Origin of the sequence: Okeania sp. SIO1H4 (genome assembly GCF_010672695.1) — a bacterium.
GTDB lineage: Bacteria > Cyanobacteriota > Cyanobacteriia > Cyanobacteriales > Microcoleaceae > Okeania > Okeania hirsuta.
Genome location: NZ_JAAHGB010000012.1, coordinates 136,474 through 160,252 on the forward strand (window position 1 = coordinate 136,474; position 23,779 = coordinate 160,252).

At 36.9% G+C, this 23,779-nt stretch carries 19 protein-coding genes; 9 read left to right on the forward strand and 10 right to left on the reverse strand.

Annotated features, from left to right (window positions below; genetic code table 11):
• Positions 1–728 precede the first annotated feature (728 nt).
• Entirely contained in the window at positions 729–2,534 is a 1,806-nt protein-coding gene (mrdA, locus tag F6K06_RS11565) for a penicillin-binding protein 2 (protein ID WP_124147661.1), read from the forward strand.
• Between the two features lie 697 nt (positions 2,535–3,231).
• On the opposite strand, the gene F6K06_RS11570 is transcribed toward mrdA, so the two are convergent.
• The 3 genes from F6K06_RS11570 to F6K06_RS11580 all read right to left on the reverse strand — a co-directional run bounded on the left by F6K06_RS11570 (position 3,232) and on the right by F6K06_RS11580 (position 6,730).
• On the reverse strand, positions 3,232–4,503 hold the full coding sequence (locus F6K06_RS11570; protein ID WP_287241064.1) for an RNA-guided endonuclease TnpB family protein: 1,272 nt from the start codon (positions 4,501–4,503) through the stop codon (positions 3,232–3,234).
• A 356-nt stretch (positions 4,504–4,859) separates the two neighbouring features.
• On the reverse strand, positions 4,860–6,209 hold the full coding sequence (locus tag F6K06_RS11575) for an LCP family protein (RefSeq protein ID WP_124147660.1): 1,350 nt from the start codon (positions 6,207–6,209) through the stop codon (positions 4,860–4,862).
• A gap of 257 nt (positions 6,210–6,466) precedes the next feature.
• Positions 6,467–6,730, reverse strand: a complete 264-nt coding sequence (locus tag F6K06_RS11580; RefSeq protein ID WP_124155535.1) for a hypothetical protein — start codon at positions 6,728–6,730, stop codon at positions 6,467–6,469.
• A gap of 32 nt (positions 6,731–6,762) precedes the next feature.
• Here F6K06_RS11580 and F6K06_RS11585 point away from each other — a divergent pair, with 32 nt between their 5' ends.
• Positions 6,763–6,885, forward strand: coding sequence for a hypothetical protein (locus F6K06_RS11585; RefSeq protein WP_275670435.1), 123 nt, complete (start codon positions 6,763–6,765; stop codon positions 6,883–6,885).
• Positions 6,886–7,071: 186 nt separating this feature from the next.
• Positions 7,072–8,121 (forward strand): mannose-1-phosphate guanylyltransferase, encoded by a 1,050-nt coding sequence (locus F6K06_RS11590; RefSeq protein WP_287241068.1) that lies wholly within the window; start codon positions 7,072–7,074, stop codon positions 8,119–8,121.
• Positions 8,122–9,190: 1,069 nt separating this feature from the next.
• Here F6K06_RS11590 and F6K06_RS11595 read toward each other — a convergent pair.
• A complete protein-coding gene (locus F6K06_RS11595) occupies positions 9,191–9,532 on the reverse strand; it encodes a hypothetical protein (RefSeq protein ID WP_192901301.1) in 342 nt (113 codons plus the stop codon).
• Positions 9,533–9,701: 169 nt separating this feature from the next.
• Between F6K06_RS11595 and F6K06_RS11600 the strand changes: the two genes are divergently transcribed.
• The 3 genes from F6K06_RS11600 to F6K06_RS11610 all read left to right on the forward strand — a co-directional run bounded on the left by F6K06_RS11600 (position 9,702) and on the right by F6K06_RS11610 (position 14,212).
• Positions 9,702–11,663, forward strand: a complete 1,962-nt coding sequence (locus F6K06_RS11600) for a long-chain fatty acid--CoA ligase (RefSeq protein ID WP_124143641.1) — start codon at positions 9,702–9,704, stop codon at positions 11,661–11,663.
• 121 nt (positions 11,664–11,784) lie between these two features.
• A complete protein-coding gene (locus F6K06_RS11605) occupies positions 11,785–12,234 on the forward strand; it encodes a YlqD family protein (protein ID WP_124143642.1) in 450 nt (149 codons plus the stop codon).
• Positions 12,235–12,913: 679 nt separating this feature from the next.
• Positions 12,914–14,212: a dihydrolipoamide acetyltransferase family protein gene (locus F6K06_RS11610; protein WP_124143643.1), complete on the forward strand. Its 1,299-nt coding sequence runs from the start codon at positions 12,914–12,916 to the stop codon at positions 14,210–14,212.
• Between the two features lie 211 nt (positions 14,213–14,423).
• On the opposite strand, the gene F6K06_RS11615 is transcribed toward F6K06_RS11610, so the two are convergent.
• Positions 14,424–14,591: a hypothetical protein gene (locus tag F6K06_RS11615; protein WP_161564363.1), complete on the reverse strand. Its 168-nt coding sequence runs from the start codon at positions 14,589–14,591 to the stop codon at positions 14,424–14,426.
• 18 nt (positions 14,592–14,609) lie between these two features.
• A complete protein-coding gene (locus F6K06_RS11620; RefSeq protein WP_275670298.1) occupies positions 14,610–14,741 on the reverse strand; it encodes a hypothetical protein in 132 nt (43 codons plus the stop codon).
• A gap of 666 nt (positions 14,742–15,407) precedes the next feature.
• Between F6K06_RS11620 and F6K06_RS11625 the strand changes: the two genes are divergently transcribed.
• Together F6K06_RS11625 and F6K06_RS11630 are read left to right on the forward strand one after the other, a co-directional pair.
• The gene (locus F6K06_RS11625) at positions 15,408–16,403 is read left to right on the forward strand and encodes a zinc-dependent alcohol dehydrogenase family protein (protein WP_124143644.1); all 996 of its coding nucleotides are present in this window, start codon (positions 15,408–15,410) and stop codon (positions 16,401–16,403) included.
• Between the two features lie 770 nt (positions 16,404–17,173).
• Positions 17,174–17,593, forward strand: a complete 420-nt coding sequence (locus tag F6K06_RS11630; protein WP_124143645.1) for a peptidylprolyl isomerase — start codon at positions 17,174–17,176, stop codon at positions 17,591–17,593.
• A gap of 234 nt (positions 17,594–17,827) precedes the next feature.
• Here the strand turns inward: F6K06_RS11630 and F6K06_RS11635 are convergent, their stop codons facing one another.
• Both F6K06_RS11635 and F6K06_RS11640 read right to left on the reverse strand, forming a co-directional pair.
• Positions 17,828–18,754, reverse strand: a complete 927-nt coding sequence (locus F6K06_RS11635; RefSeq protein WP_124143646.1) for a spermidine synthase — start codon at positions 18,752–18,754, stop codon at positions 17,828–17,830.
• A 443-nt stretch (positions 18,755–19,197) separates the two neighbouring features.
• Entirely contained in the window at positions 19,198–20,322 is a 1,125-nt protein-coding gene (locus F6K06_RS11640) for a class I SAM-dependent RNA methyltransferase (RefSeq protein ID WP_287241076.1), read from the reverse strand.
• Positions 20,323–21,408: 1,086 nt separating this feature from the next.
• On the opposite strand from F6K06_RS11640, the gene F6K06_RS11645 reads away from it, so the two are divergent.
• Entirely contained in the window at positions 21,409–22,593 is a 1,185-nt protein-coding gene (locus tag F6K06_RS11645; protein ID WP_287241078.1) for a CmcI family methyltransferase, read from the forward strand.
• Positions 22,594–22,633: 40 nt separating this feature from the next.
• On the opposite strand, the gene F6K06_RS11650 is transcribed toward F6K06_RS11645, so the two are convergent.
• Complete coding sequence (locus tag F6K06_RS11650; RefSeq protein ID WP_192901052.1) at positions 22,634–22,789, reverse strand: hypothetical protein; 156 nt, start codon at positions 22,787–22,789, stop codon at positions 22,634–22,636.
• A 237-nt stretch (positions 22,790–23,026) separates the two neighbouring features.
• Entirely contained in the window at positions 23,027–23,635 is a 609-nt protein-coding gene (locus F6K06_RS11655) for a hypothetical protein (RefSeq protein ID WP_124143649.1), read from the reverse strand.
• Positions 23,636–23,779 lie beyond the last annotated feature (144 nt).

Here is a 23,779-nt window from a genome sequence, read left to right on the forward strand (position 1 = left end):
TCCACAGGAAATGCTTACTATACTTCTTAATAAAAGTCAAAATTTGCTTTTTTCATTAGACATATCCGAAAAAGAAAAAAATACCGAAAAAAGCCACAAAAAAAAGGGTGCATCTCATATTTGCAAAAATACTTTTTTTTCCTATATATTCCCTATTCCCTATTCCATTTTGCCTGTTGTCTGTTGCCTAAAAGCGATAAATTTTTGGCTTTATTCAAAATTGAGATGCACCCAAAAAAAAGGAATTAATTTAAGAATAAAAGAAGAAAAATTCAAAATTAGCCAAAGATAGTAGTTGAACATCTAACAAGATTGTTAAAAGTTTTCAGAGTAGTTCAATAAAGATTCAGATTAAGAGGGAAAAAAATGAGCAAATAGTGAAGACAATATGTGGCTTAGTGAGACTGAACAAAGGAGGGTTAATCAGATAATCAAAAAAGTTGTAAACAAGAAATAAAAAAATCAAATATAAGGGGATACGCGACCCCTCCTAAAATTAAATGACAAGCTAGAAGTCCGAGATTTAAACCCAAGCTTTTAGCGCGCTGAAAACTGAGTGCTATTTGCAGAGCATTCCGGTACAAAAAATGCTGATAGCTAGTTAACTTTGATTACTTTGTTCTGCACTTTGAATTTTTATTTAAACTGCTGTAAAGTCTATCTAATTATCGTTTAACGACTAAAAGACAATTAATCTATTAGTCTATCTAATCATAAATCAATAAATCATGGTGCACGAATTTTCCTTTGCTTTTGGACTACGAAAAATAGAAGATAATAACCTCTCATCTCAAAAACATGAGTCACGCTCAATCTACCGAGCAATTGTGTTAATGCTATTAACCACAACCATAGTCGGTTTACAAGTTAGTCGTCTGGTTCAACTACAATTAATTCAAGGTCAACAGAATAGAGACCGAGCAGAAAACAACCGCATTAGGCCAATTTCAGTCCCATCCAATCGAGGACTAATCCTAGACCGTAATGACAAAGTCTTTGCATCTAATCGTCCCATCCGTTCCATCTATTTATGGCCAAAAGAACAATCCAAAGAGCAATGGAAAATTACTGCAGAAAAGCTCAGAACCATAATTGATATACCCGCCGAAAAAATCATTCAAAAAGTAGAGCAGGCTATAAATTCAGGAGAAAAGAATGTAAATATTAGCCATGAAGTGAATCGTGATACTTTTGTCACCTTACAGGAAAGAGCTGCGGAATTTTCCGGTGTAGAAGTGAGGTCGGAATCAACTCGTTATTATCCTCATGGACAATTAGCATCTCATATAATTGGATACCTTGGCGAAGCTACATCAGAAGAACTAAAAGCTAACCCAGAATATCAAATGAGAATGATGGTTGGTAGATTAGGGGTTGAAGCAAGTGCTAATAATTTACTTGGGGGAAAATGGGGTAAGCGTTTGATAGAAGTCAATGCCCAAAATCAGGAAATAGGTAGTCTCGGAGAAATTAAACCTCAAGCAGGAAAGACAGTAAAGTTAACTCTTGATATAGACCTTCAGAAAACAGCAGAAAAAGCTCTAGGTTTTCGTAAGGGAGCAGTAGTTGCTCTAGATGTGAATACGGGGGAAATTTTAGCAATGGCCAGTTATCCCAGATTTAACCCCAATGTGTTTACGAAACCTATGTCTCAAGCCAAATGGCAAAATATTCATAGTCAGGAGCAATCATTTTTAAATCGGTCTCTCCAAGGTTATCCTCCAGGTAGTACTTTTAAAATAGTGACTTCTTCAGCAGCTATGGGGTCTGGAAAATTTTCACCATACTCCCTTGTATATACTTCTGACTCGATTTATGTTGGAGGTATTAGTTTCAATGAACATAGTGGAGGATATGGTTCAATTGGTTTTAGAAGTGCATTAGCCTATAGTAGTAATACCTTCTTTTATAGAATAGGTATGGCTATTGGACCTCAAGAAATAATTAAATGGGCACATCAGCTTGGTTTGGGTGGTGAAAATTTAAACCTTTTGGGCATACCCGCAACATACAATGGTTTAATTCCTACTGAAGAAGATAAACGTAGGATTTATAATGATGATTGGTATTTGGGTGATACAGTAACTATGGCAATTGGCCAGGGTCTGGTTTTGGTGACACCATTAGAGTTGGCAGTAGCAGTAGCAGCGATCGCTAATGGTGGTAAACAGATTAAGCCTCACTTGTTAGCAAATGAAACGAATAGTCCAAAAATGAAGCCTACTCCCACAGGGTTGAAACCTGAACAGATAAAGATTATTAGAGAAGGGATGATTGATGCAGTTTATTATGGTACAGCACAATCTCTTAATGACGGTACTATTCCTCTGACAGGAGGGAAAACGGGAACCTCAGAAGTAATTGGACAAAGGTCTCACTCTTTATATGTTGGTTTTGGGCCAGCTTATCAGTCAAAAATTGCGATCGCTGTCATTGTGGAGAATGGAGGTTATGGTTCTGTTTCTGCTGCTCCTGTTGCCAAACAGGTTTTTCAAACTTATTTCAGCAAGTATAATGAAGATCAATCAAACTAGATTGTAACTTGGGATTTTATATTTTTGATTGAAGGAAGAAGAAAGAAGAAAGAAGAAAGAAGAAAGAAGAAAGAAGGAAGAAGCAAAAATCTTACGTTGTCTGAACAAGAAGTGTTCCTTTGACAAAAAAGAGAATTAATGACTTAAAAACTGGTATTGAAGTCATTAATTATGACTCCTGACTTCTAATACCATGTCCGGTAGCATCGGTATTGTAAGCGTGAAGGTAAGGAAGACCGAAGTTGGAAGAGGGAAGAAGACTTAAAAGCTTGAAAAAACTTAAGTTTCCTGTAGATATTCGCCCTTGATTTTACACAAACGATACCAGCGCACATAACATAATACCATATCCGGTTTACACAGGAGGTTGATTAAAAGGGTAAAGCAGCTATGCTGATGCACTACCCTAATTTGGAAAAAGAATGTTACGAACATAGGACTTACGCACCTCAAGGTATCTTCGTCATTGCGACCCATAGGGAAGAATCTCAACTCGTAGTTTTTCGTACCTCATGCGTAAGTCCTAGAATAAATAATCAGGGCAGTTAAAAGACACCTACAGCAAATGTCACTTGAAATAAAAATATAAATTCTGACCTAATAAATGGTATCAAAGCTTATTCATTCTGACTCCTAAGAAATAACCTAGTTATTTGTACCAAACATTTATCAATTTGGTATAATCCTTTTGTTTGATTTATTGGCGTTGGTGACATCCTCTCCGGCCTGAAGGCGCGGAGATTCCTACTGAACCGTAGCTCTTCGGTGGGTTGACGTTTTGCTGGCGCAAAGCTCCGCTAACACAGGCTGCTGCTAGCTTGACCCTAGTCTTATGCTTGCCTCCACGTCCGTTTAATGTCTCGGACTGCCTGCCCGCGACTAATATATTTATTGCTGTATTCTCGTCTCTGTCGTGTTTGGCACCACAATTAAGGGATTCCCATTCTCGCACTTGAAGGTCTAATTTGCCTCTACGAAAACCACAACATGAACATTTTTGAGTCGTCGCCTCCCAACGACTAATTATTCTCAAATCACGACCATACTTTTCTGCTTTTCCTTCTAAGAAAGTTCTAAATTGTCGCCAACCTAAATCAGATATAGCTCTGGATAATTTGCGGTTTTTTACCATGCCATAAACATTCAAATCCTCTAAAACAACTGTTTGGTTTTCACGAATTATTTTAGTAGATAATTTATGCAGAAAATCTGTCCTTGTATCTTTTAATTTACTATGAAACTTAGCTACTCTAGCCCGTGCTTTTTCATACCTTTTAGACCCTTTAGTTTTATTAGATAATGACTTACTTAACTTTCGATACTTCTTAATCCATTTTTTCAACGGTTTTGGTGCATCAATCTTTGTACCATTGCTGAATGTTGCAAAGGTTTTAATACCTAAATCTATGCCTACTGAATTATCAGTTTTTGGTAAAGCTTCTGGTTGTATTTCTACGACAAAACTAAGAAAGTATCTATTAGCTGAATCTTTAATAACTGTTACTGAGCTAGGCTCACTGGGTAGTTTTCTTGACCAGGCTACTTTCAGCTTTCCAATCTTGGCTAAATAAACTTGATCTTGGTGTACTTTAAACCCCCTCAAGGTAAACCTGGCAGTCTGTTTTGATTTCCTGGTTTTAAATTTGGGAGGTTTTATGGCTTGGCCTTTTGTGTGACCCTTTGTAGAACTGAAAAAGTTTTGATAAGCTTGGTTTAAATCATTCAATGATTGCTGTAATGGTACAACTGAAACCTCTGATAACCATTCTCTATCCTCCACCTTTTTAGCTTTAGTAATAAACTGTTTTTGTAGTTCAGAGTTAGCAGGTTTCTTCTCTCCTAATTTGTATTTTTCTTGACAGCAAGCTAGACTATCATTCCAGACAACGCGGACGCAACCAAATAGCTTTGCTAATCGGTATTTTTGTCCCGGTGTTGGATATATACGGTACTTAAATCTAGCTTTCATAGTATGACTTTAAACTAACAATATGATAACATAGTTGTTGAAGAAAAACCAATTTAAAAGTCGCCCTAGAAGGGCGAGGCTTCAAACCCCATTTTTCGGTGAAAAGAGGTATGATCTCATGTCTGGATAAGAGCGTGATAGAACTCTGTGACCTTTATGCCACCAAAAAACTTTCTCCTTCTACTCAGGGTTTCTGATTCTTTCTTCCCTCCTAACTCAGTCCTCCTGACTTCCCCTCCTGGGAGGAGCGCGCGGGTAGGTTGACTCCTAAAGAATTAAGATAAATATCATACACGCGCTTTACCAACGCCGATTTATTTGATTCCTCAAATAAAAACTATTTAGCTTAACTAGAACTACGGTGATTTATCCTGTTCCTGAAAAGCATTAATTATCTCAACCGAATCTTCCCCTAATCGAACAGTAAAATCAGAACCAATTTCACCAATAGAAGCAGGCTCAATATTACCAAAACCCAAAGCATTTTTCACAACTTCAGCAGACTCCAAATAACCCCCTTGAACAATAATTTGAGTCAAAGGTTCTTTGTCAGGCCAATCAGAAACTACATAAACATTGTAGAATCCTTGATCCCTCAAATATTGAGCAAAATTTGTCGCTGCTTGAGAATTACTAGAGGCATTTTGAACAGCTATTTTAGCCTCTAAAGACAAAGTTTCATTAACTTTTATCGGATAAAATAGATCGTTATAATTAAAATCTTCTAACTTGAAATTAAAATATTGTTCAAGGATTCGGTCTCGACCAGGTTGATCTATAATCCAATAGCTACTCAAATACTCATCACTAGAACTAGCTCTTCCTGGCAACATTACCATTCTCAAATCATCTCGTTCTAAATCAAGACTAAAACTTACCAAAGCTAACATTTCAGGAAAACTTAAATTAGTATCAACATACTTCAGCATTACCTGAATAATATGAGGCAACCGAGGTAAAACTGCCACATTAGTAACGCGGTTTCGGAGCGCCTTGAGCAAAACTTGTTGTCGTTGAATACGACCAATATCTCCATGAACTTCTTCTCGGAAACGAGCAAATTGTTCTGCTTGTTCACCATTGAGAGTTTGCCAACCAGACTTTAAATCTATTTTTAGCTGCTGAGTATTATCAGTATAAGACATAGGTTGAGGAACAAAAATTTCTACCCCACCAAGTTGTTCCACTAATTCTCGAAACGCTCCCTTACTAACTCGCACATATCGGTCAATCTCAAAACCACTTAAAGTACTCTCTAAAACACTTTCTACCAGTTCTGGCCCACCATAAACATTAGCTTCATTAATTTTAGCAATACCAACTTTGGGAATTAGGACTTGAGTATCTCGTGGTACTGAAAGTAAACTGACAGTCTGAGTAGTGGGATTAGCTTGTACTAATAGTAAAGTATCGCTACGACCCTCAAACACATCTGGAGAATTTTCTGCCACCCCTGAGACTTGGTCAATTCCCATCACCAGAATATTCATCGGTTGTGAGAGTTGGTAAGGCAGACCCTTACGCCATAGGACATCTGAAGTAAATTTCTGGAGTAGTTGGCTGAAAAACTGTGGTTCAACCGGAGCAAATAGAGCAGTTATTGCCCCAAAAGAAGTAGTTGTAGTTCCACTCAACACTAATACAAGTATCCAGAACCACAATTTGTGCCAAATAGACCGGGACTTAGTAGAAGAAGTATTATTCATAATAAAAGTTAAAAGTTAAAAGTAAGATTATTGGTGTAACTATAGCCGTTTGTGTCCAAGTTAATGGCTATAAATGGAATAAATAGGGCTTGCTGATAAACTATCAAAGTATTGACATATAAAGGTTTCAGCCTTATTATGTTTAAAAAAAGTCCCAGCTTTTCGGTCAAGAAAGCTCAAAAAACTAGCATTTTGTGCAGACAAGGACAGAAAAATTAAGGGACAATTCTTCCAACTACATCCTCTGTAATTCCCATTTATCCTGACTCGGTCCTCTCCCTCCTGGGAGGGGGAGGGGCGAGGGGTGGGTTGACTCCTACCCTCACCCATAAGACTTTTTCAGCAAACCCTAAATAAAGATATAGACCACTTCTGAATTGGTAATAATTAATAACTGAGTCTAAATGCCAACTACTCAATTCCCTACTTCCTAAAAACTGAGAATTTTGTATTTCACAAACTATTAAACCGCTATAATATTGAAAGTCTGAGAATCTCCTCAAAAAATCAGCAAATTCCATAGTTGGGTAATATCATGTCCGGTTGAACAGTTTTGAAGAAGGAGACAGGAGACAGGAGACAGGAGACAGGAGGAAAATTACATGGGGATTCGCTCCCCCAAGTAATTTTGAACACTCCCGTTGACGGTGGGGTATTAAACCCACAAAGAAAATGATAAAATAAATTAACGACGGAGGAGGACCGAGTCAGGAGGGAAGAAAGAAAAAGGAAGAGGAAGAACAGCAGAAGAAAGAGAAAGTTTTTTGATCACGCTCTTATCCGGACATAATATAACTTGGGAAAAACTGGCAATGAGAATTTAAGATTGAATAGTCTAATCTATTAATTAATCTAAAATCTGATGATACCTGTAATTCTTGCTGGTGGTAAAGGAGAACGTTTTTGGCCCTTAAGTCGAAAGCATCGACCCAAACAGTTTCTTTCTCTGGATGGCAGTGGTAAAAGTTTGTTACAAACAACAGCAGAGAGATTACTCTCATTATCTAACAATTGGGATGGTTTATGGGTTGTAACTTCGGCAATGTTGGCCGAAGGTGTAGCACAACAGTTACCCCAGATGCCAAAGGAAAATATATTGGCAGAACCAGAAGGAAGGGATACAGCTCCTGCTGTTGCGTGGACAGCTATAGAGACTGCACGTCGTTATGGGGAAGATGCAGTAGTGGGGTTTTTCCCTGCTGACCATTGGATCGGGGAACCGGAAGTATTCCAGAAGACCTTGGAGGCAGCAGCTGAGTTGGCAATGAATCAGGAGGCTATTGTTACCCTAGGTGTGAAACCCTCTTTCCCTTCTACAGGTTATGGATACATTGAACAGGGAAAAGAAGCAGGAAATTTTGGTGGGTTTGATGCTTATAGGGTGGCGCGGTTTACGGAAAAGCCTAACCGAGAGAAGGCTGAGGAGTTTTTAGCAACGGGTCGTTTTAGTTGGAATGGCGGTATTTTTGTGTTCCGGGTGGGGGTCATGTTGGCTGAGTTACGAAAATATGCGCCGACGATGATGACTGTTTTGGAGGCGATGGGTGCTGAGGGTTATTCTCAGTTGGAGAAGAAGAGTATTGATTATGCGGTGATGGAGAAGACTGACAAGGCTTTTGTGTTACCTGTGGCTTTTGGTTGGGATGATTTGGGTGATTGGAATGCTTTGGAACGTTTGGTTAAGGGTGATGGAGTGAATGTGGAGTTGGCTAATCATTTGGGGTTAGATACGGAGGGGTCGATTTTTTATGCCACGAGTGATGATGATGCTATTGTGACTATTGGTTTGGAGGATGTGGTTGTTGTTAGGGATGGGAATGTGACTTTGATTGTGAAAAAGGAGCGATCGCAAGATATTAAGCAAGTTTTGAAGAGTTTGGCTAATCATCCTAAGTTTAAGGATTTATTATAGTAGGAAGGAAGGAAGTAAGGAAGAAGGACTTACACACGGACGCTACCTGTAGGGGCAATTTATGAATTGCCACTACAAAAAACACGGCCTTGCTGAATCAAGGGATGAATCTAGAGCGGATAGAAAGTCTCAAAAATTAAGATATTGAATCAAAGTCTAATCAGCGATTTTGTTACTCTAATATCAAATCCGGTTGAATACTTATTATATAGTTGGCACAGATGGGGAGATGGGGAGATGGGGAGGTAGTCCGATTTAATATTGAAGTGTGGTATAGAATTATAAACATATACTGTATAACCGGATTCTATATAACTCTATATTCTTCGTAATTCCTGTTAGCTTTGGCGCAATTTAAAGCAGCTAAAGCAAAATCAACATTTGTCTTAGCTTGTAGATAATTTAATTGAGCGATCACTAACCTTGCCTCTTCGTGAAGAATTGCATCTCCATCAATTCCAGAAGACTGTAGAAAAAATATTAATTTCTTCTGTTTGGAAACTGTAGCGCTTTGTAGGTTGGGTAGAACGAAGTGTTAACAGAGCTTATCCGTTAGGATAAACCCAACAACAAGCTTGTGTATGTTGGGTTGCGCTATCACTTAACCCAACCTACAGTATTATAACTGCTTACTTCATGGATAGAGAGTTCAAGGGTTTTTTTCTTTTCTAGTAGCGTTCGCGGAGCGTTGCCTCAGCAGTATCGCCTCTCCCCAACTCTGTCGCTTAAAATTTCTCCAGCTTGCGTCTGCCTCGACTTTATCTTTAAGTCATCGAGGTTGCTGAGAGTTAAGTTGATTTTCAAGCATCTGGGAATGTCACTGCTTTTTTTCTCTAAAGGTTGACTCTCTACTTTTGGTATTGATACAGCAGAAGGAACTGGAATTGGAATTAGTTTGTTTGTAATTGCAGTACAGGCGGTGATTGAGGTAGAGAAAATCTCTTCAAAACCACCAATAAAACACCATAATAAACCTTAATTCATTTCCCATTACTTGAGGTATGAGATTTTGGGCAATATTTTCTATTCTTAATAATTCCCTGATACCCAAAAATTTTTGATGTCATTACTAAGGTAAAATTTGCTCTGGGAGAAAGCCATTATCTAACAAAATACTCTCTAAATTTGCACCATTAAAACAAGTTTTGGTTAAATTTTCTAACCCTAAATTATCTCGTTTAGCTAATATTTCTGATTCTTGCGGTTCACAATTTAATAAGTCTGCCATATCCCGCAAACTTCGACGATAAAATAGGGTATAACAAGCATGATAATTAATAATATCTGGATGATAAACTTCTGTAAAAGCAGCAACATAAGAATAACGAGCAATTGCTTCTGGTTTCAATAAATTATGAGCGTGTTGGTCAATGGCAGAAATATCCCAAAGTTCCATATTTCTTTGTCCCAAAATTATCTTTTACGATAGCGCTATGCGCAACTGAGAAGTCAAAAGTAATCTCTGGCTAATTTTTCCCTGTAGTTGAATATTCAAGTTGACAAACTGTCCCTAAAATTAGCAAACTTATCCAAAATTCTCAGATACTAGATTTATCACCAATAGTTTTAGGAAGCAGATAATGACATCTATACAATCTCCCACCTCCTGGCAAATGAGCGATCGCGAACGTGCCAATCTCAAGCAAGTAACAATCTACGATTCAGTTCAATCTCTCTCAGAAATATGGCCACTGGCTGCCAAACATTATAATCAGACCATCGCCCTCCATGACCCCCATGCCAAACCAGAAGTCAAATTTACTTATGCAGAATTAAACCAACAGATTCAAAAATTTGCTGCTGGTTTACAATCATTGGGGGTTGTCCCTACGGAAAATGAAGCGTCAATACCTCCGAGAGTGGCCTTATTTGCTGACAATAGCCCTCGGTGGATGATTGCCGACCAAGGTATTATTGCTGCAGGGGCAGCAGATGTGGTGAGAAGTGGGACTGCAGATATCGAAGAATTGGCTTATATTCTTCAACATAGTGGCAGTGTGAGTTTAGTCGTGGAAAATTTGGCCTTGTTGAAAAAATTGAGCGATCGCCTGCAAGACTTACCTATACATTTAATTATTCTGCTATCCGATGAAGAGCCAAACCCTGAGGAAAACCTACCTGTAGTCAAATTTTCTCAAGTCATTGCTACAGGAGAAGACCGCCCCCTGAAACCCACTAAGCAAAACCTGGAAACTCTTGCTACTTTGCTCTACACTTCTGGCACAACTGGCAAACCCAAAGGTGTAATGCTGACTCATGGCAACCTGCTCTATCAAATTAATGTTCTAGGGGCACTTATTCAACCCAATCCAGGAGAATGCAGCCTAAACATCCTACCTACTTGGCATACTTTTGGTAGGACAGGAGAATATTTTTTCCTCTCCCAAGGTTGTACCCAAATTTATACCAATAAACGTTCTCTGAAAAAAGACTTCCAAGAATATAAACCCCACTATGTGACCAGTGTGCCTAGAGTTTGGGAATTAATTTATGAAGGAGTACAAAAACAACTCAGAGAACAACCAGCCAATAAACAAAAATTAGCTCAATTTTTCCTGGGCATAAGTCAACGTTACATTGAAGCTAGGCGTATTAGTCAAGGATTAGTTTTGCAACTTGACCCACCATCTCAGTCTCAGAAATTGCTGGCTACTTTGCAAAGTTGGGTATTATTACCTCTTCATAGTCTGGGAGAAAAAATCATTTATCAAAAAATCCGCCAAGCTACTGGGGGTCGCCTGAAATTTGCCATAAGTGGGGGTGGTTCTCTAGCGATGCACTTAGAAAATTTCTTTGAAATAGTTGGTATAGGCTTATTGGTAGGATATGGTTTAACCGAAACTTCTCCAGTTTTGACTGTTCGACACTATTGGAACAATCTCCGGGGGTCTGCTGGTAAACCCATTCCAGCTACTGAGATTAAAGTAGTAGATCCAGAAACTAACAAAACTCTGACAGTTGGTAATAAAGGTGTGGTTTGGGCAAGAGGGCCACAAATAATGGCTGGTTATTATCAAAATCCCGAAGCTACTGAGAAAGTTATTGACTCCGAAGGTTGGTTTAATACTGGCGATATTGGTTGGATAACTCCAGATAATGATTTGGTATTAACTGGTCGGGCAAAAGATACAATTGTTCTGACTAATGGGGAAAATATTGAACCTCAGCCCATTGAAGATGCTTGTGCCCGCAGTCAATATATTGACCAAATTATGCTGGTGGGGCAAGACCAGAAATTTTTGGGTGCTTTAGTCGTGCCTAATATTGAAGCAGTGGAACAATGGGCTATTCAACTTAATCCTTCAGAATCTCAACCACAGATTGATTGGGAAAGTCAGACGATTCAAGAATTGTTCCGCCAGGAATTGAATCGGGAGGTAAAAAATCGCCCCGGATATCGGCCTGATGACCGTATTGGACCATTTCGCTTGATTCTGGAACCGTTTACGGTAGAAAATGGCATGACAACCCAAACGATGAAGATCAAACGTCCCACTGTCACGGACCATTACCGCGATATGATTAACAAAATGTTTGATTAATGACTTTGGAGATTTTAGATTTTGGATTGAGTATCATCTAGATGTTCTGAAATCTTAAAGTCTAAAATCAATATTCTCGTCCTTATGTGCAAACAAAAATAAACTGACAAGAACAATTTTTATGGAGTATTCTCAAACACAATTACTTTTAAAGCGAGCGATTAACGTTAGAGTAGTCGTTACCCCACGCTGGAAAGAAGAAGCCCAACAACAACTACAAACCCAAATTAATAATTTAGATAGCCAATTACAACAGATTGAAATACAAGGGCAAAAGGCAATTGCTGAAATTAGAAAGCAAAGTGTACAACCTCCAGGCCCTCAAGTACAACAGCAGATTAATAATATACAAGCACAGATCGGCCAAAAGAAAAATGAGTTTGTAGAGCAGAAAAATCAAGCTTTACAACAATTACAACAAGTACAAACTTTGGAATTAGAGCAAGAAGTTAGTCAAGGTCAAATTGAAAGTGTATTTACTGCGGATGTAGGAGATAATTTGATCAAGAAAATGCAAGTAGAAGTTCTCCTGCGTGATGGGGTAATTGAAGAAGTGCGAGGTGAGGTTTAGAGGGAAAAAAGAAGGTGATAGGTGTTAGGTGAAAAAAGTTTACAGTCCTATCCAAGACCTATAATCGGGAGGTGGCAGGTTCTAAGTGAGAAAAACCTAGGAATGAGGACTCAATAAAGTCCAGATTTTTTTTGAATAACTCACATAATTTTGAATTTGGATAATTTAACTTGTGTAGATAATAAAATCCTTATTCCTGACTGCGCTACCTACAACCTAAAACCTTCTTACTTAACACCCCAATCATATTGTGGACAACCCTCATGATGATCGGGTTTGACACAAGGGTTGCTCCAAACATTGTTATAGCAGGGAACAGGGAAAAGCGGTGCGAACCCGTGTCGGCGACAGATGTAACAGAAACCGCACCAAGATAAGAAAAAATGAAAAAAACATTTCCCCGTGTTTGATTCATAATCACTCTATGTCCTAACCAACTCGTTCTTTGCTATAGGTAAAATCTTATTACCTACAACTTACTTGAAAAAGGTGTTAGGTACTACGTGTTAGGTAAAATCTTGTTACCTACAATCTACAATCTATGACCTACGACCTTCCACCTTCTACTTGAAAAAGGTGTTAGGTACTAGATGTTAGGTAAAATCTTGTTAGCTACAACCTACCACCTTGAGAGCGTAGCGACAATTATTTATCAATAAAAAAACAACGGAAAACTAACATGATTAACGAAGTATTCATGCCTGCCCTTAGTTCGACTATGACCGAGGGTAAAATTGTTTCTTGGCAAAAATCCACTGGTGATTGGGTGGAAAAAGGAGAAACAGTAGTAGTAGTTGAATCAGACAAAGCAGATATGGATGTAGAATCCTTTTTCTCTGGATATCTGGCCAATATAATTGTAGAAGCTGGTGATGTAGCAGCCGTAGGGTCTACGATCGCTTTATTGGCTGAAACAGAGGCAGAAATTGAAACAGCCAAACAGCAAGGAGGTGCTACAACTAAGCAAGAAACTGCTCCTGCTGCTTCTACTGCTGCAACTGCCGTTGCTACAGTCCCCTCTTCTATCACAACAGAAACAAAAGAGAACAACGGTCGCCGTAATGGACGGATTATTGCTTCCCCTCGTGCTCGGAAGTTGGCCAAAAAATTGAAGGTAGATTTAAGTACTCTCAAAGGTACTGGCCCTCATGGTCGAATTGTGGCAGAAGATGTAGAAATGGCAACAGGTAGTACTCCAACTTCAGTTGCTGCATCTGCGAAGACCGCGACTCCCGTTATTCCTACTCAACCATCTATTCCTACTGCCCCACCTCCACCATCTGCACCTCCAACTCCGATAACTCCTGGACAAGTTGTCAAGATGAATACTCTGCAAAATGCAGTGGTGCGAAATATGATGGTCAGTTTATCTGTGCCTACTTTCCATGTTGGTTACACGATCGCTACAGATAACTTAGATGGGTTGTATAAACAGATTAAGTCTAAGGGTGTGACGATGACTGCGATGTTAGCAAAAGCCATAGCAATGACTTTGCAACAACATCCTTTATTAAATGCTGCTTATGTGGAAGGAGGTATTCAGTATCCTTCTGGGATTAATATTGCAGTGGCAGTGGCAATGCCTGATGGCGGTTTGATTACACCAGTATTGCAAAATGCTGACAAAATGGATATTTATTCTTTATCTCGCACTTGGAAAGGTTTAGTAGAAAAGGCGCGGGCAAAGCAGTTGCAACCGGATGAATATAGCACTGGTACGTTTACTCTTTCTAACTTAGGAATGTTTGGAGTAAATCAGTTTGATGCAATTTTACCACCTGGTCAGGGTTCAATTTTAGCGATCGGTGCATCTCAACCCCAGGTAGTAGCAACTGCTGACGGGATGATTGGAGTTAAGCGACAAATGCAGGTGAATATTACTTGTGACCATAGAATTATTTACGGTGCTGACGCTGCTGCTTTCTTGCAAGATTTGGCAAAGTTGATTGAAACTAACCCCCAGTCTTTGACTATGTAGGTGAGTAACGAGACACTGGTGGCATTGAGTTTTATGCCATCAGTGATAGCGCTGTGCGTAGGCAACAGCTCATCTGGCAACAGGGGGAATGAAAAACCGATTATATCAGATTTTAGCTATTGGATACCTCCTGTAATTTGTAAATATCCCAGCGCACATTGCTGTACTCCCCATCTCCCTACACTTCCCCATCTCCCCACACTCCCCACACTTAGGGTGGTGCTTCGGGGCTGAGAATAACAACATATTCCCCGCGATCGCTCTGCTGAATAACGACAACGGGAGGATGAGCATTTGGTGGAGCATTTTTTGGCAAAGAGGGGAATATGTAATATTGACCATCTCTATCGATTAGCAGTCGCCACTGGCAACAAAACAATCAACAATTACAAGCTCTCTATGCCAAAATAGAAGATGAATGGAGTACCCAACTTTCCGAACAAATTAACCAGTTACAAGCAGAAACCAACCAACTCGCTACCGACATTACCAATAAATACCCAGAAGTTGCCGAGCTTTTTGAATTCAAACCCGAAGATATTGACAAACTCAAAGCCAATATTGCACCGGATACCGTTGTTATTCAACCTGCTCTTTTAACTGGTATTGCAAATGTTCCCGATAGCATCGCCATATTCCTTGTTACCAGAGACAAACCCACCATAGTCAAAAAAGTACCCATTGATGCCGAAGAATTCGATCACCTTCTCACCGAATATCGCGCCCAACTAGAAAACCTCAACGATGACTACCATGACCTTAACCAAGAAAAACTCTACGACTATCTCATTCGTCCCATGGAAACAGAAATAACAGCTTATTCTCCCAAACAACTCGCCATTATTGCCACGGGAAAACTCCGCTATATTCCCTTTGAAACCCTCTACGACAAAGAATCAGTCAAGGATTGAAATCCATGGCTTGGCTGTATCTTGCCTGTTGCCTGTTGCCTAAAACCTAGAATTTTGTACCTCAAACTTTTTGGGAATTCCTATACCAGGTCTAATTAATTAGAGATAATAAAAATGCTCTTCATCAATTATCTTGAAAATCTATCAAATTTCCCCCGACTCTGTAGGGACGTTGCATGCAACGTCCCTACCTTCCTACTCCCTGTTTCCTATAGACAAAATATAAAAATTAATGTAAACTTAATGTTTTTACCAACAGAGTTTAAATCAGCGGAAAATCAACCATGAAAGCAGTTGTCATGACATCACCAGGAGCGCCGGAAGTTTTACAAGTGCAACAAGTTACTGACCCTGTAATTGAAAATGACCGAGAAATATTAGTGCGTTTGAAAGCTGCTGGAGTAAATCCTATTGATACAAAATTACGCACTCGTGGCACTTTTTTCCCAGACCAAAAACCTGCTATTTTAGGATGTGATGGTGCCGGTATTGTGGCAGAAGTTGGTAAAAATGTAGAAAATTTTCAAGTGGGAGATGAGGTTTATTTTTGTCATAGTGGCATTGGAGCAACTCCTGGAAATTATGCCGAATTGACTGTTGTTGATGAAAGATTTATGGCTAAAAAACCAACTTCTTTAACCTTTGTTGAAGCTGCTGCTGCACCTTTAGTTTTAATTACTGCTTGGGAATCTTTGTATGACAGAGGAAAATTAGAAGCTGGCAGAAAAGTGTTAATTCATGGTGGTGCAGGTGGGGTTGGTCATGTGGCTATACAGTTAGCAAAATTACAAGGCACTGAGGTTGCTACTACTATTAGTTCAGAAGAAAAAGCAGATTTTGTCAAAAGTTTAGGTGCAGATTTAGCGATTTTTAAGAATACAGATTTTGTGCAGGCCGTGTTAGATTGGACGAATGGGGAAGGGGTAGATTTAGCTTTTGATACTGTTGGTGGAAAAGTTTTTTATGACACTATTCCAGCAGTGAAAGTTTATGGCGATATAGTGACAATTTTAGAACCGGATACTAACTTAGGAAATTTGAAGATTGCTAGGCAAAGAAATCTGCGAATAGGGTTGGAATTAATGTTAACTCCAATGATGAAAGGTTTGATGGAAGCTCAAGTAGACCAAGCTAACATTTTGCAACAGTGTGAGCGGTTATTTGACCAAGGAAAATTAAATATTCATGTGAATAAAACTTTTGCTTTAGATGATGCAATAGAAGCACATCGAATGTTGGAAGCAGGGTCGATGGTTGGTAAAATTGTTTTGACTATTTAGCCACTACGCGGAAGTCAAAAGTCAAAAGTCAAAAGTAGGGAATAGGGGACAATTTAATAGGTTCTCAAGATAATTGATAAGAGCATTAATATTTACGTTTAATTAATTAGACTTGATATTAAATTTAGGATAAACAAAGACAAGATATCTGCTCCTAAAACTGTCTGAATATTATCTAAATTTTCGAGTTATTTTTGATTTGATTGAGAAGAATTTTAATTATTAAATGGCAAGTTTTATTGGAAATTAAAAGGCGTAATTTCAGTTATCAGTTATCAGTTAACAGTAGCTTCTGGAATAGGGAAGCTTGAAAATACGGAATTTTCTTTTCTTTATCCCCTTGAAAAGGGAGGCTTGAAACCTAATTTTCTGGTCAATAGTTAAGGCTGACTCAAAAATAGCTAAATATAACCAATACTAATTTATCTGATTGTTTTTCATAATAGTACAGCCAAAAAAATTTAGCTTGATCATGGCATATTTGCATAATTCTCCATCATTAACTAATTTATAGGTCAATTCAGAATTTAAAAGTTATAGCAAATGCCATTACTATTAGAACTTATAGAATATTTCAAACAAGGCAAGATTGACCTTCTTCTTTCTTAGTTATCCCTTCTCCTTTTTTCTTTCTTGCTTATCCCCTATATCTTCTTCCCTCTTCCCTCTTCCTTCTTCCTTCTTCCTTCTTTAAACGTCGCTAGACTAGAAAAATATTGTTGGTAAATAGCGTATAATACTACAAGTTAACTTGAGGAGAAATTCCAAACATGACACGAGCTATCATGGAAACTGAAAAGGGAATCATTAATCTAGAATTATTTGATAATGATGCTCCTAATACTGTGAAAAATTTTGTTGAACTAAGTGAAAAAGGATTTTATGATGGCTTAAATTTTCATCGTGTTATTCCTAATTTTATGATTCAAGGTGGTTGTCCTAACGGTACAGGAACAGGTGGCCCTGGTTATAAAATTAAATGTGAAATTAATAATAATAAACATTTGGCCGGAACTTTATCAATGGCTCATGCTGGTCGCGATACAGGCGGTAGTCAATTCTTTATTTGTCACTCTCCCCAACGTCATTTAGATGGTGTTCATACAACTTTTGGCAAAACAGAGGATATGGATGTTGTAAATGCTATTAGACAAGGTGACAAAATTCTTTCTGTGAAGATTGAAAAGTAGTTTTTCTCTGTTGATAAATTGAAGAAAATAGGGAGTGGGGTAGAGAAAGAAAATACATTTCAAAACCTTTCCTAATTAGACCAGTTTGATCTAGTTGTAGCTCTTTATTTATTATTATTAGACTAGGGATGTTTTGTGGAATGTCCCTACTTTTTTATCTCAGGACGGAATGCTGTGCAAACAGGCAGAGGTACTGATAACTGATAACTGATAACTGAAATGACTCCTTACTCCTTAAAATAACCAAGAATCAAAGTAATTAGCAGGTGAAGCAGTATCCTGGAGAATTGAAACTTGGTCTAAATTTAAATTTGATAATTCATCAATCATTTTTATCTCATTTGCTCTGTCAACTAAGGGAAAAGAAAATTGATGATAATCTTGAATAAATTGAGCTTTTTCTCTAATTTCTGCTTTATTCACAGGATAACTGCGAGTACCAATAATAATTGTATTTTTGCCGGTAGTATGACAGATATAAATAGAAGGAAAGACAGTTTTAATAGTTTTTATATACTCTGCTTCAAAGTCATTACTGTTTAATGTATTTACGATTATAACCCCAGATTTTGATAAATGGCGATCGCACAGCTCATAAAATTCTTTAGTAGCTAAATTATAAGACATATAGCCATTACCAAAAGCTACATCAATCATCATAATATCATACAGATTATCCCGGTCTTGTTGTTCTAAATATTCTCTACCATCCTGAATTTTTACCTTTAATCTGTCATTTAATTCTACCCCAAAAAATTTCTGAGCTATTGACAATATACTCGCATCAACCTCTGCACATTCAATTATTGTATCTGGAAAATAATGGTGAAAAACTTGAGGAATACTACCCCCTCCAAAACCTGCTATATAAATTTTTTGTGGTTGACTATTCCAGACCAAAGCTAACATCATTGCTTGAGTATAAGGAAAAATTAAATATGTGGGATTATCCAAATTAAGTATAGATTGAACCCAATTCATTTTTAAAGTTACTTGTTCTACTAATACCAATTGAATGATAAATTTGATTTTTTTTATAGTTAAAAAATGTATGCCAGAAGGTTGAGAAAAAATTATTCCATCTGGTTGTTCGTATACCCAAGAAATTCTTTGCTTAATCGCTTCTAAATTTTTAGTTTGCCAATATTTTTGATTATTCATTGTAATGGTCGTACATTGTCATTATATTTGTTACCAGAACAGTGGGAGCATCTAGCTCCCGTGCCAGGTATTCCTTTTTACTATTTACCATTACTATGCAGGACTACCCAATATTTTTATACCTAATTAAACAGATTTAATATAATACAGGAGATTCCACTTAAGTAAGGTACACCCATCGCGGGCAAGATGCCCGCACTTGCATTCATTCAATTGTTAATCTCTGTACTTCTTATACGAGGAATTTGCTATATAATTTCTCAAAAGTCGTGCATTGAGTTTACTCCAACTTCTTCTTTAATATTAGAAATTTCTAATTCCTAATATCATGTCCGGATAAGAGCGTGATCAAAAAAACTTTCTCCTTTTCCTCCTCTTATTCTTGCTTCTTGCTTCTTTCTTCCCTCCTGACTCCTGACTCCTGACTCCTGATCCTAATTTACTTAATACAATTCATATTTCAATAAAGTACAAGGAATTGCTCCATTATAAACAGGAATTCTCCGAGAAGTTCTTAACCCTACTTGTTTAGATAATTGTTTACTTCCTGTTAAAATAAATGCCGTCCATCCAGTAAAACGTTGTTTAAAAATATCCCCCAACATTTTATAAAGTTCGCCCAACTCTTCCACTTCTCCTAAACGTTCGCCATAAGGAGGATTACAAATAATAATTCCTTTATCTGCGGGAGGTTTTAATTTAGATAAATCTGTTTTAATAAACTTAATTTTATTTGCTACCCCACATCTTTCAGAATTAATTCGAGCTTGAAAAAGTACTTCAGGATTGCGATCGCTACCGACAATTATTGATTTTAATTCTGTTAATTGACTATTTTTAGCTTCTGTTAATAAATCTTGCCAAAGAGACTTATCAAAATCACGCCAATTCATCAAAGAAAATTTATTTCTCAACAGTCCCGGTGCAATATTTAATGCTTTTAAACTTGCCTCTAAAGGTAAAGTTCCAGAACCACATAAAGGGTCTAAAAAAGGTATATCTGGAGAATATTCTGCCATTTCTAAAATGGCTGCTGCTAAAGTTTCTTTCAGAGGAGCAAACCCCATTGCTAAACGATAACCACGCTGATGTAAACTACTACCAGAACTATCTAAACTGAGGATACAATTATTATTTTGAATATGAGCATTAATCAATATATCAGGATTTTTAGTATCGATATTTGACCTGTAGCGAAACTTTTCTATTTGTTGCTCAGTAATAGCATCTTTAATTTGTAGAGCCGTATAATGAGTATGCTTTAATTTGTCATTACTTCCCGTACAATTAACTGCTAATGTATTTTTCGGAGATAAATATCGCTGCCAAGGAATTTTTTTTACCTCTTTATAAAGTACTTCTCGGTTAACACATCGAATTTCAGCAATAGGAACTAAAACTCTAAAAATAGTCCTTGCCCAGATATTAACCCGATAAAGTAAAGTTTTATCTCCTGTAAAACTTACCCCAGTAAATTCTGGACAGACGTTTTCTGCTCCTAAACTTTCTAATTCTTGGGCAGCAATAGCTTCTAAACCTTTAGCAACTTTTGCATAGTATTGATTCATTGCCTAGAAATAATAATTTTGGTATTTACCCTACAATAACAGGATTTGATGGTAGAGTTGGAAAAATTGGATAGTTCATCTCAAATATTCGCAAAAATACTTTTTTTCTATTCCCAGTTCCTACTTTCTATTTTCCTAGAAAGGATAAAATTTTAGCTTTCTTAAAAATTGAGATGTACCCAAATTGGATGAAGCAATTTTTTCACTAATTGATTAATTGTTTCAGTGTTATAATTTAATAATTTCCTGATTTTTGTACTTGATAAAATCAATCAAAAAACTATAACCATAAAATTTGAGTTGTGAGATATTGGAAACTTTTAGGGAACACCAGAGCTAGGAACAGAGAAGAAGAAAAAAATGTATTATATGAATATAATAATTGCCAGATTCTATACTTTTAAGGAACACCTCAATTCTCACAACTGATTCCTAATTGCTATATTTATTTAACTCATTAAACTATAACCATAAGATTTGAGTTGTGAGATATTGGAAACTTTTAGGGAACACCAGAACTAGGAACAGAGAAGAAGAAAAAAATGTATTATATGAATATAATAATTGCCAGATTCTATACTTTTAAGGAACACCTCAATTCTCACAACTGATTCCTAATTGCTATATTTATTTAACTCATTAAACTATAACCATAAGATTTGAGTTGTGAGATATTGGAAACTTTTAGGGAACACCAGAGCTAGGAACAGAGAAGAAGAAAAAAACGTATTATTTGAATATAATAATTGCCATCTTCTGTATCCGCTCAATAAATAGGGGTAGACTACCAGTTTAGGAAGGATTTTATGCCATTTTAGGCTTGCCATTTACCTATTTACCCCGGATTATTGAGCGGTTACCATATTCTATACTTTTAATACCAAATTGAAATGAAGCTGCATAGAATAATATTTCAAGCAGAATTAACCGTAAGTAAGCCTAGATAAAGATAGATCGATTTAATGAATTTCATCATTCTATGCAACCTCATATAAAATTGGTATAAGGAACACCTCAATTCTCACAAATGACTCCTGATTGCTATATTTATTTAACTCTTTAATCATAACTATAAAAAATAAAAAAATGAAACCAAACCCAACTAAAACTTCAGCTAACTATAGTCACCTAATTTCTCAAATATTTCCAGAAAACCCTTACAATGGTTTTGATTTTCAACAATACCCAGAAGATTTGCAAGGTTGGAATGGTAGACATAAAGTGTTTGCTGAAATTATATCTGAAGTCAAACCTAAAGTGATTATTGAAGTTGGAGTATGGAAAGGACAATCCACAGTTCACATGGCAGAGATAGCTAAAAAAATTAATCCTGAAGTAATAGTAATTGCCATAGATACTTTTTTAGGTAGTCCGGAACATTGGAAACCAAAACACCCGAAAAATTTTCAACAATCTCTTCAGCTCAAGTTTGGATACCCTCAACTATATTACCAATTTTTAGCAAATGTGATGTGGAAAGGATTAGAAAAAAATATTATTCCAATACTACAAACCAGTGTCAATGCTGCCATAATGTTAAAAAATCTTGGAATTAAAGGGGATATTATCCATATAGATGCAGGTCATGATTTTGAAAATGTTTATTCAGATCTTGTCAAATATTGGGATTTGCTAACTGAAGAAGGAGTATTAATAGGAGATGATTTTGACCCATTTTGGCCTGGAGTTCAGAGAGCAGTGAAGTGTTTTTGTTCAGAACGCGAGCTTCAGATTATTGTAGATAAACCTAAGTGCATAATACGTCGTCAAAATAATGATGTTGAAAATAAAACTCTATTTAGTGGCAAGAAAATTAGAATATTTTTAATTGCAACTTTTGAAAATTTCTATGTATCTGTTCAAGATACTAAAGTAGTTGTACATGGAAATAATTTTAATCCTTTGATTAAATTAAAAGCTGTTGAGATTCCTGGCGAAAATGGTAAATCAGAGTTTTTTTTGACAACTAACGATGGCTATTCTTTATGTGCTGAAGATAACAATAATTTAGTTCTAAATAAATCCAAATTTAGCTCTTGGAAAAAGTTTAAAATAGAAAAACTATCTGATAATTATGTGGCTTTTTTATCTGCTCATGGCAAATATTTGTCTGCTGAAGCTAATGGAATAGTTACTGCTAATGCTAATCAAATAGGTCAAAGAGAAAAATTTAAGTTATTAACCCTTGATAGTGACATGATAAAACTAACAGAAAAATCAAATCAACCTTTTCTTTTACCCTTACCAAAAGAATTTTTCCAAACACCCTAATTATCAGCTTGCTGAAAGCTAAATCTTGAGAGTTGAAAGTTTACTTTAAAAGATCAACTCGATAAAGTAAAGTCTTATCCCCTGTAAAACTTACCCCAGTGAATTCTAGACAGATGTTTTCTGCTCCTAAACTTTTTAGTTCTTGGGCAGCAATAGCTTCTAATCCTTTAGCAACCTTGGCATAGTATTGATTCATTAGAATTGGGGAGTGGGGGAGTAGGGGAGTAGGGGAGTGGGAGAAATTTAAGTAATTTAAGAAATTATGAACACATAATACAGCATATTTCGGGCAAATGAGGTACAGGGTAAATGATGAAAATATTGTAGTGCAGGCATCTTGCCCGTGATGGGTGTACCTCATAACAACGGGATGCGCTGTATATAACCAGATTCTATGTAACTTCTTCCTTCTTCCTTCTTCCTTCTTCCTTAATTAAGGAGAACAATCTGAGATATAGCTTCCACTACTATCTCTAGAAACTATATATCCTTGATATGGATTTGTAACTTCTATAAACCTTTGAGTGCCACTACCAATTTCTTCATTTCCGGTAACTTCTATTCTCTGACCATTTTCTAGCACTCCAATTCTACGACTCGCTGAATTGCGTGACTCAAAAATATATAATCCATTTGGCCTGAGAATATAACAAGTTTTTAATTTAGCCCTTGCTTTAGCCTGGTAATTAATTACACGCTCTGTGAGGCCATTCTGTGTTATAGAATCTACACGATATTGGTCTGGGCTAACAATATATTCAATTCCTCGTACCGGGTCATAAGCTTCCCAAGAACTACCTCTTTTTGTGGCATTACCAACAATCAGCCAATCTTGCTCAGTTCCATTCTTAGGTTGACTAATGAATATATATTCACCCTTTTGAGTTTCGCAAATATTAATATTAAAGTTTGCCGTTTCATAATTTGCTTTTTGAGAGCCATACCCATAACAAAGCTGCGCCTGTGCTGATATTGGCAGAATCAGACTTCCCAGCACTAAAGCAGTTGTAACAACTCCCACGGTGGCTAATCGGTGTTTCATTGTTTCTCCTTTGTGCTATTGGATAGTAGCAAAACCCTATAACCTTACCATAATTTGATAAAAATATCTCCCAAAAAAGAAAATAAGTAAAGCATTATTTGATATTCTTAACTTTCTAATAAAAATTTCTATAAAAAACTTATA

Excerpts from the sequence above, each read along its gene's own strand:
- mrdA (WP_124147661.1), top strand. The coding sequence starts at position 729 with ATGGTGCACGAATTTTCCTTTGCTTTTGGACTACGAAAAATAGAAGAT.
- F6K06_RS11570 (WP_287241064.1), bottom strand. The coding sequence starts at position 4,503 with ATGAAAGCTAGATTTAAGTACCGTATATATCCAACACCGGGACAAAAA.
- F6K06_RS11575 (WP_124147660.1), bottom strand. The coding sequence starts at position 6,209 with ATGAATAATACTTCTTCTACTAAGTCCCGGTCTATTTGGCACAAATTG.
- F6K06_RS11580 (WP_124155535.1), bottom strand. The coding sequence starts at position 6,730 with ATGGAATTTGCTGATTTTTTGAGGAGATTCTCAGACTTTCAATATTAT.
- F6K06_RS11590 (WP_287241068.1), top strand. The coding sequence starts at position 7,072 with ATGATACCTGTAATTCTTGCTGGTGGTAAAGGAGAACGTTTTTGGCCC.
- F6K06_RS11600 (WP_124143641.1), top strand. The coding sequence starts at position 9,702 with ATGACATCTATACAATCTCCCACCTCCTGGCAAATGAGCGATCGCGAA.
- F6K06_RS11605 (WP_124143642.1), top strand. The coding sequence starts at position 11,785 with ATGGAGTATTCTCAAACACAATTACTTTTAAAGCGAGCGATTAACGTT.
- F6K06_RS11610 (WP_124143643.1), top strand. The coding sequence starts at position 12,914 with ATGATTAACGAAGTATTCATGCCTGCCCTTAGTTCGACTATGACCGAG.
- F6K06_RS11625 (WP_124143644.1), top strand. The coding sequence starts at position 15,408 with ATGAAAGCAGTTGTCATGACATCACCAGGAGCGCCGGAAGTTTTACAA.
- F6K06_RS11630 (WP_124143645.1), top strand. The coding sequence starts at position 17,174 with ATGACACGAGCTATCATGGAAACTGAAAAGGGAATCATTAATCTAGAA.
- F6K06_RS11635 (WP_124143646.1), bottom strand. The coding sequence starts at position 18,754 with ATGAATAATCAAAAATATTGGCAAACTAAAAATTTAGAAGCGATTAAG.
- F6K06_RS11640 (WP_287241076.1), bottom strand. The coding sequence starts at position 20,322 with ATGAATCAATACTATGCAAAAGTTGCTAAAGGTTTAGAAGCTATTGCT.
- F6K06_RS11645 (WP_287241078.1), top strand. The coding sequence starts at position 21,409 with ATGAAACCAAACCCAACTAAAACTTCAGCTAACTATAGTCACCTAATT.
- F6K06_RS11650 (WP_192901052.1), bottom strand. The coding sequence starts at position 22,789 with ATGAATCAATACTATGCCAAGGTTGCTAAAGGATTAGAAGCTATTGCT.
- F6K06_RS11655 (WP_124143649.1), bottom strand. The coding sequence starts at position 23,635 with ATGAAACACCGATTAGCCACCGTGGGAGTTGTTACAACTGCTTTAGTG.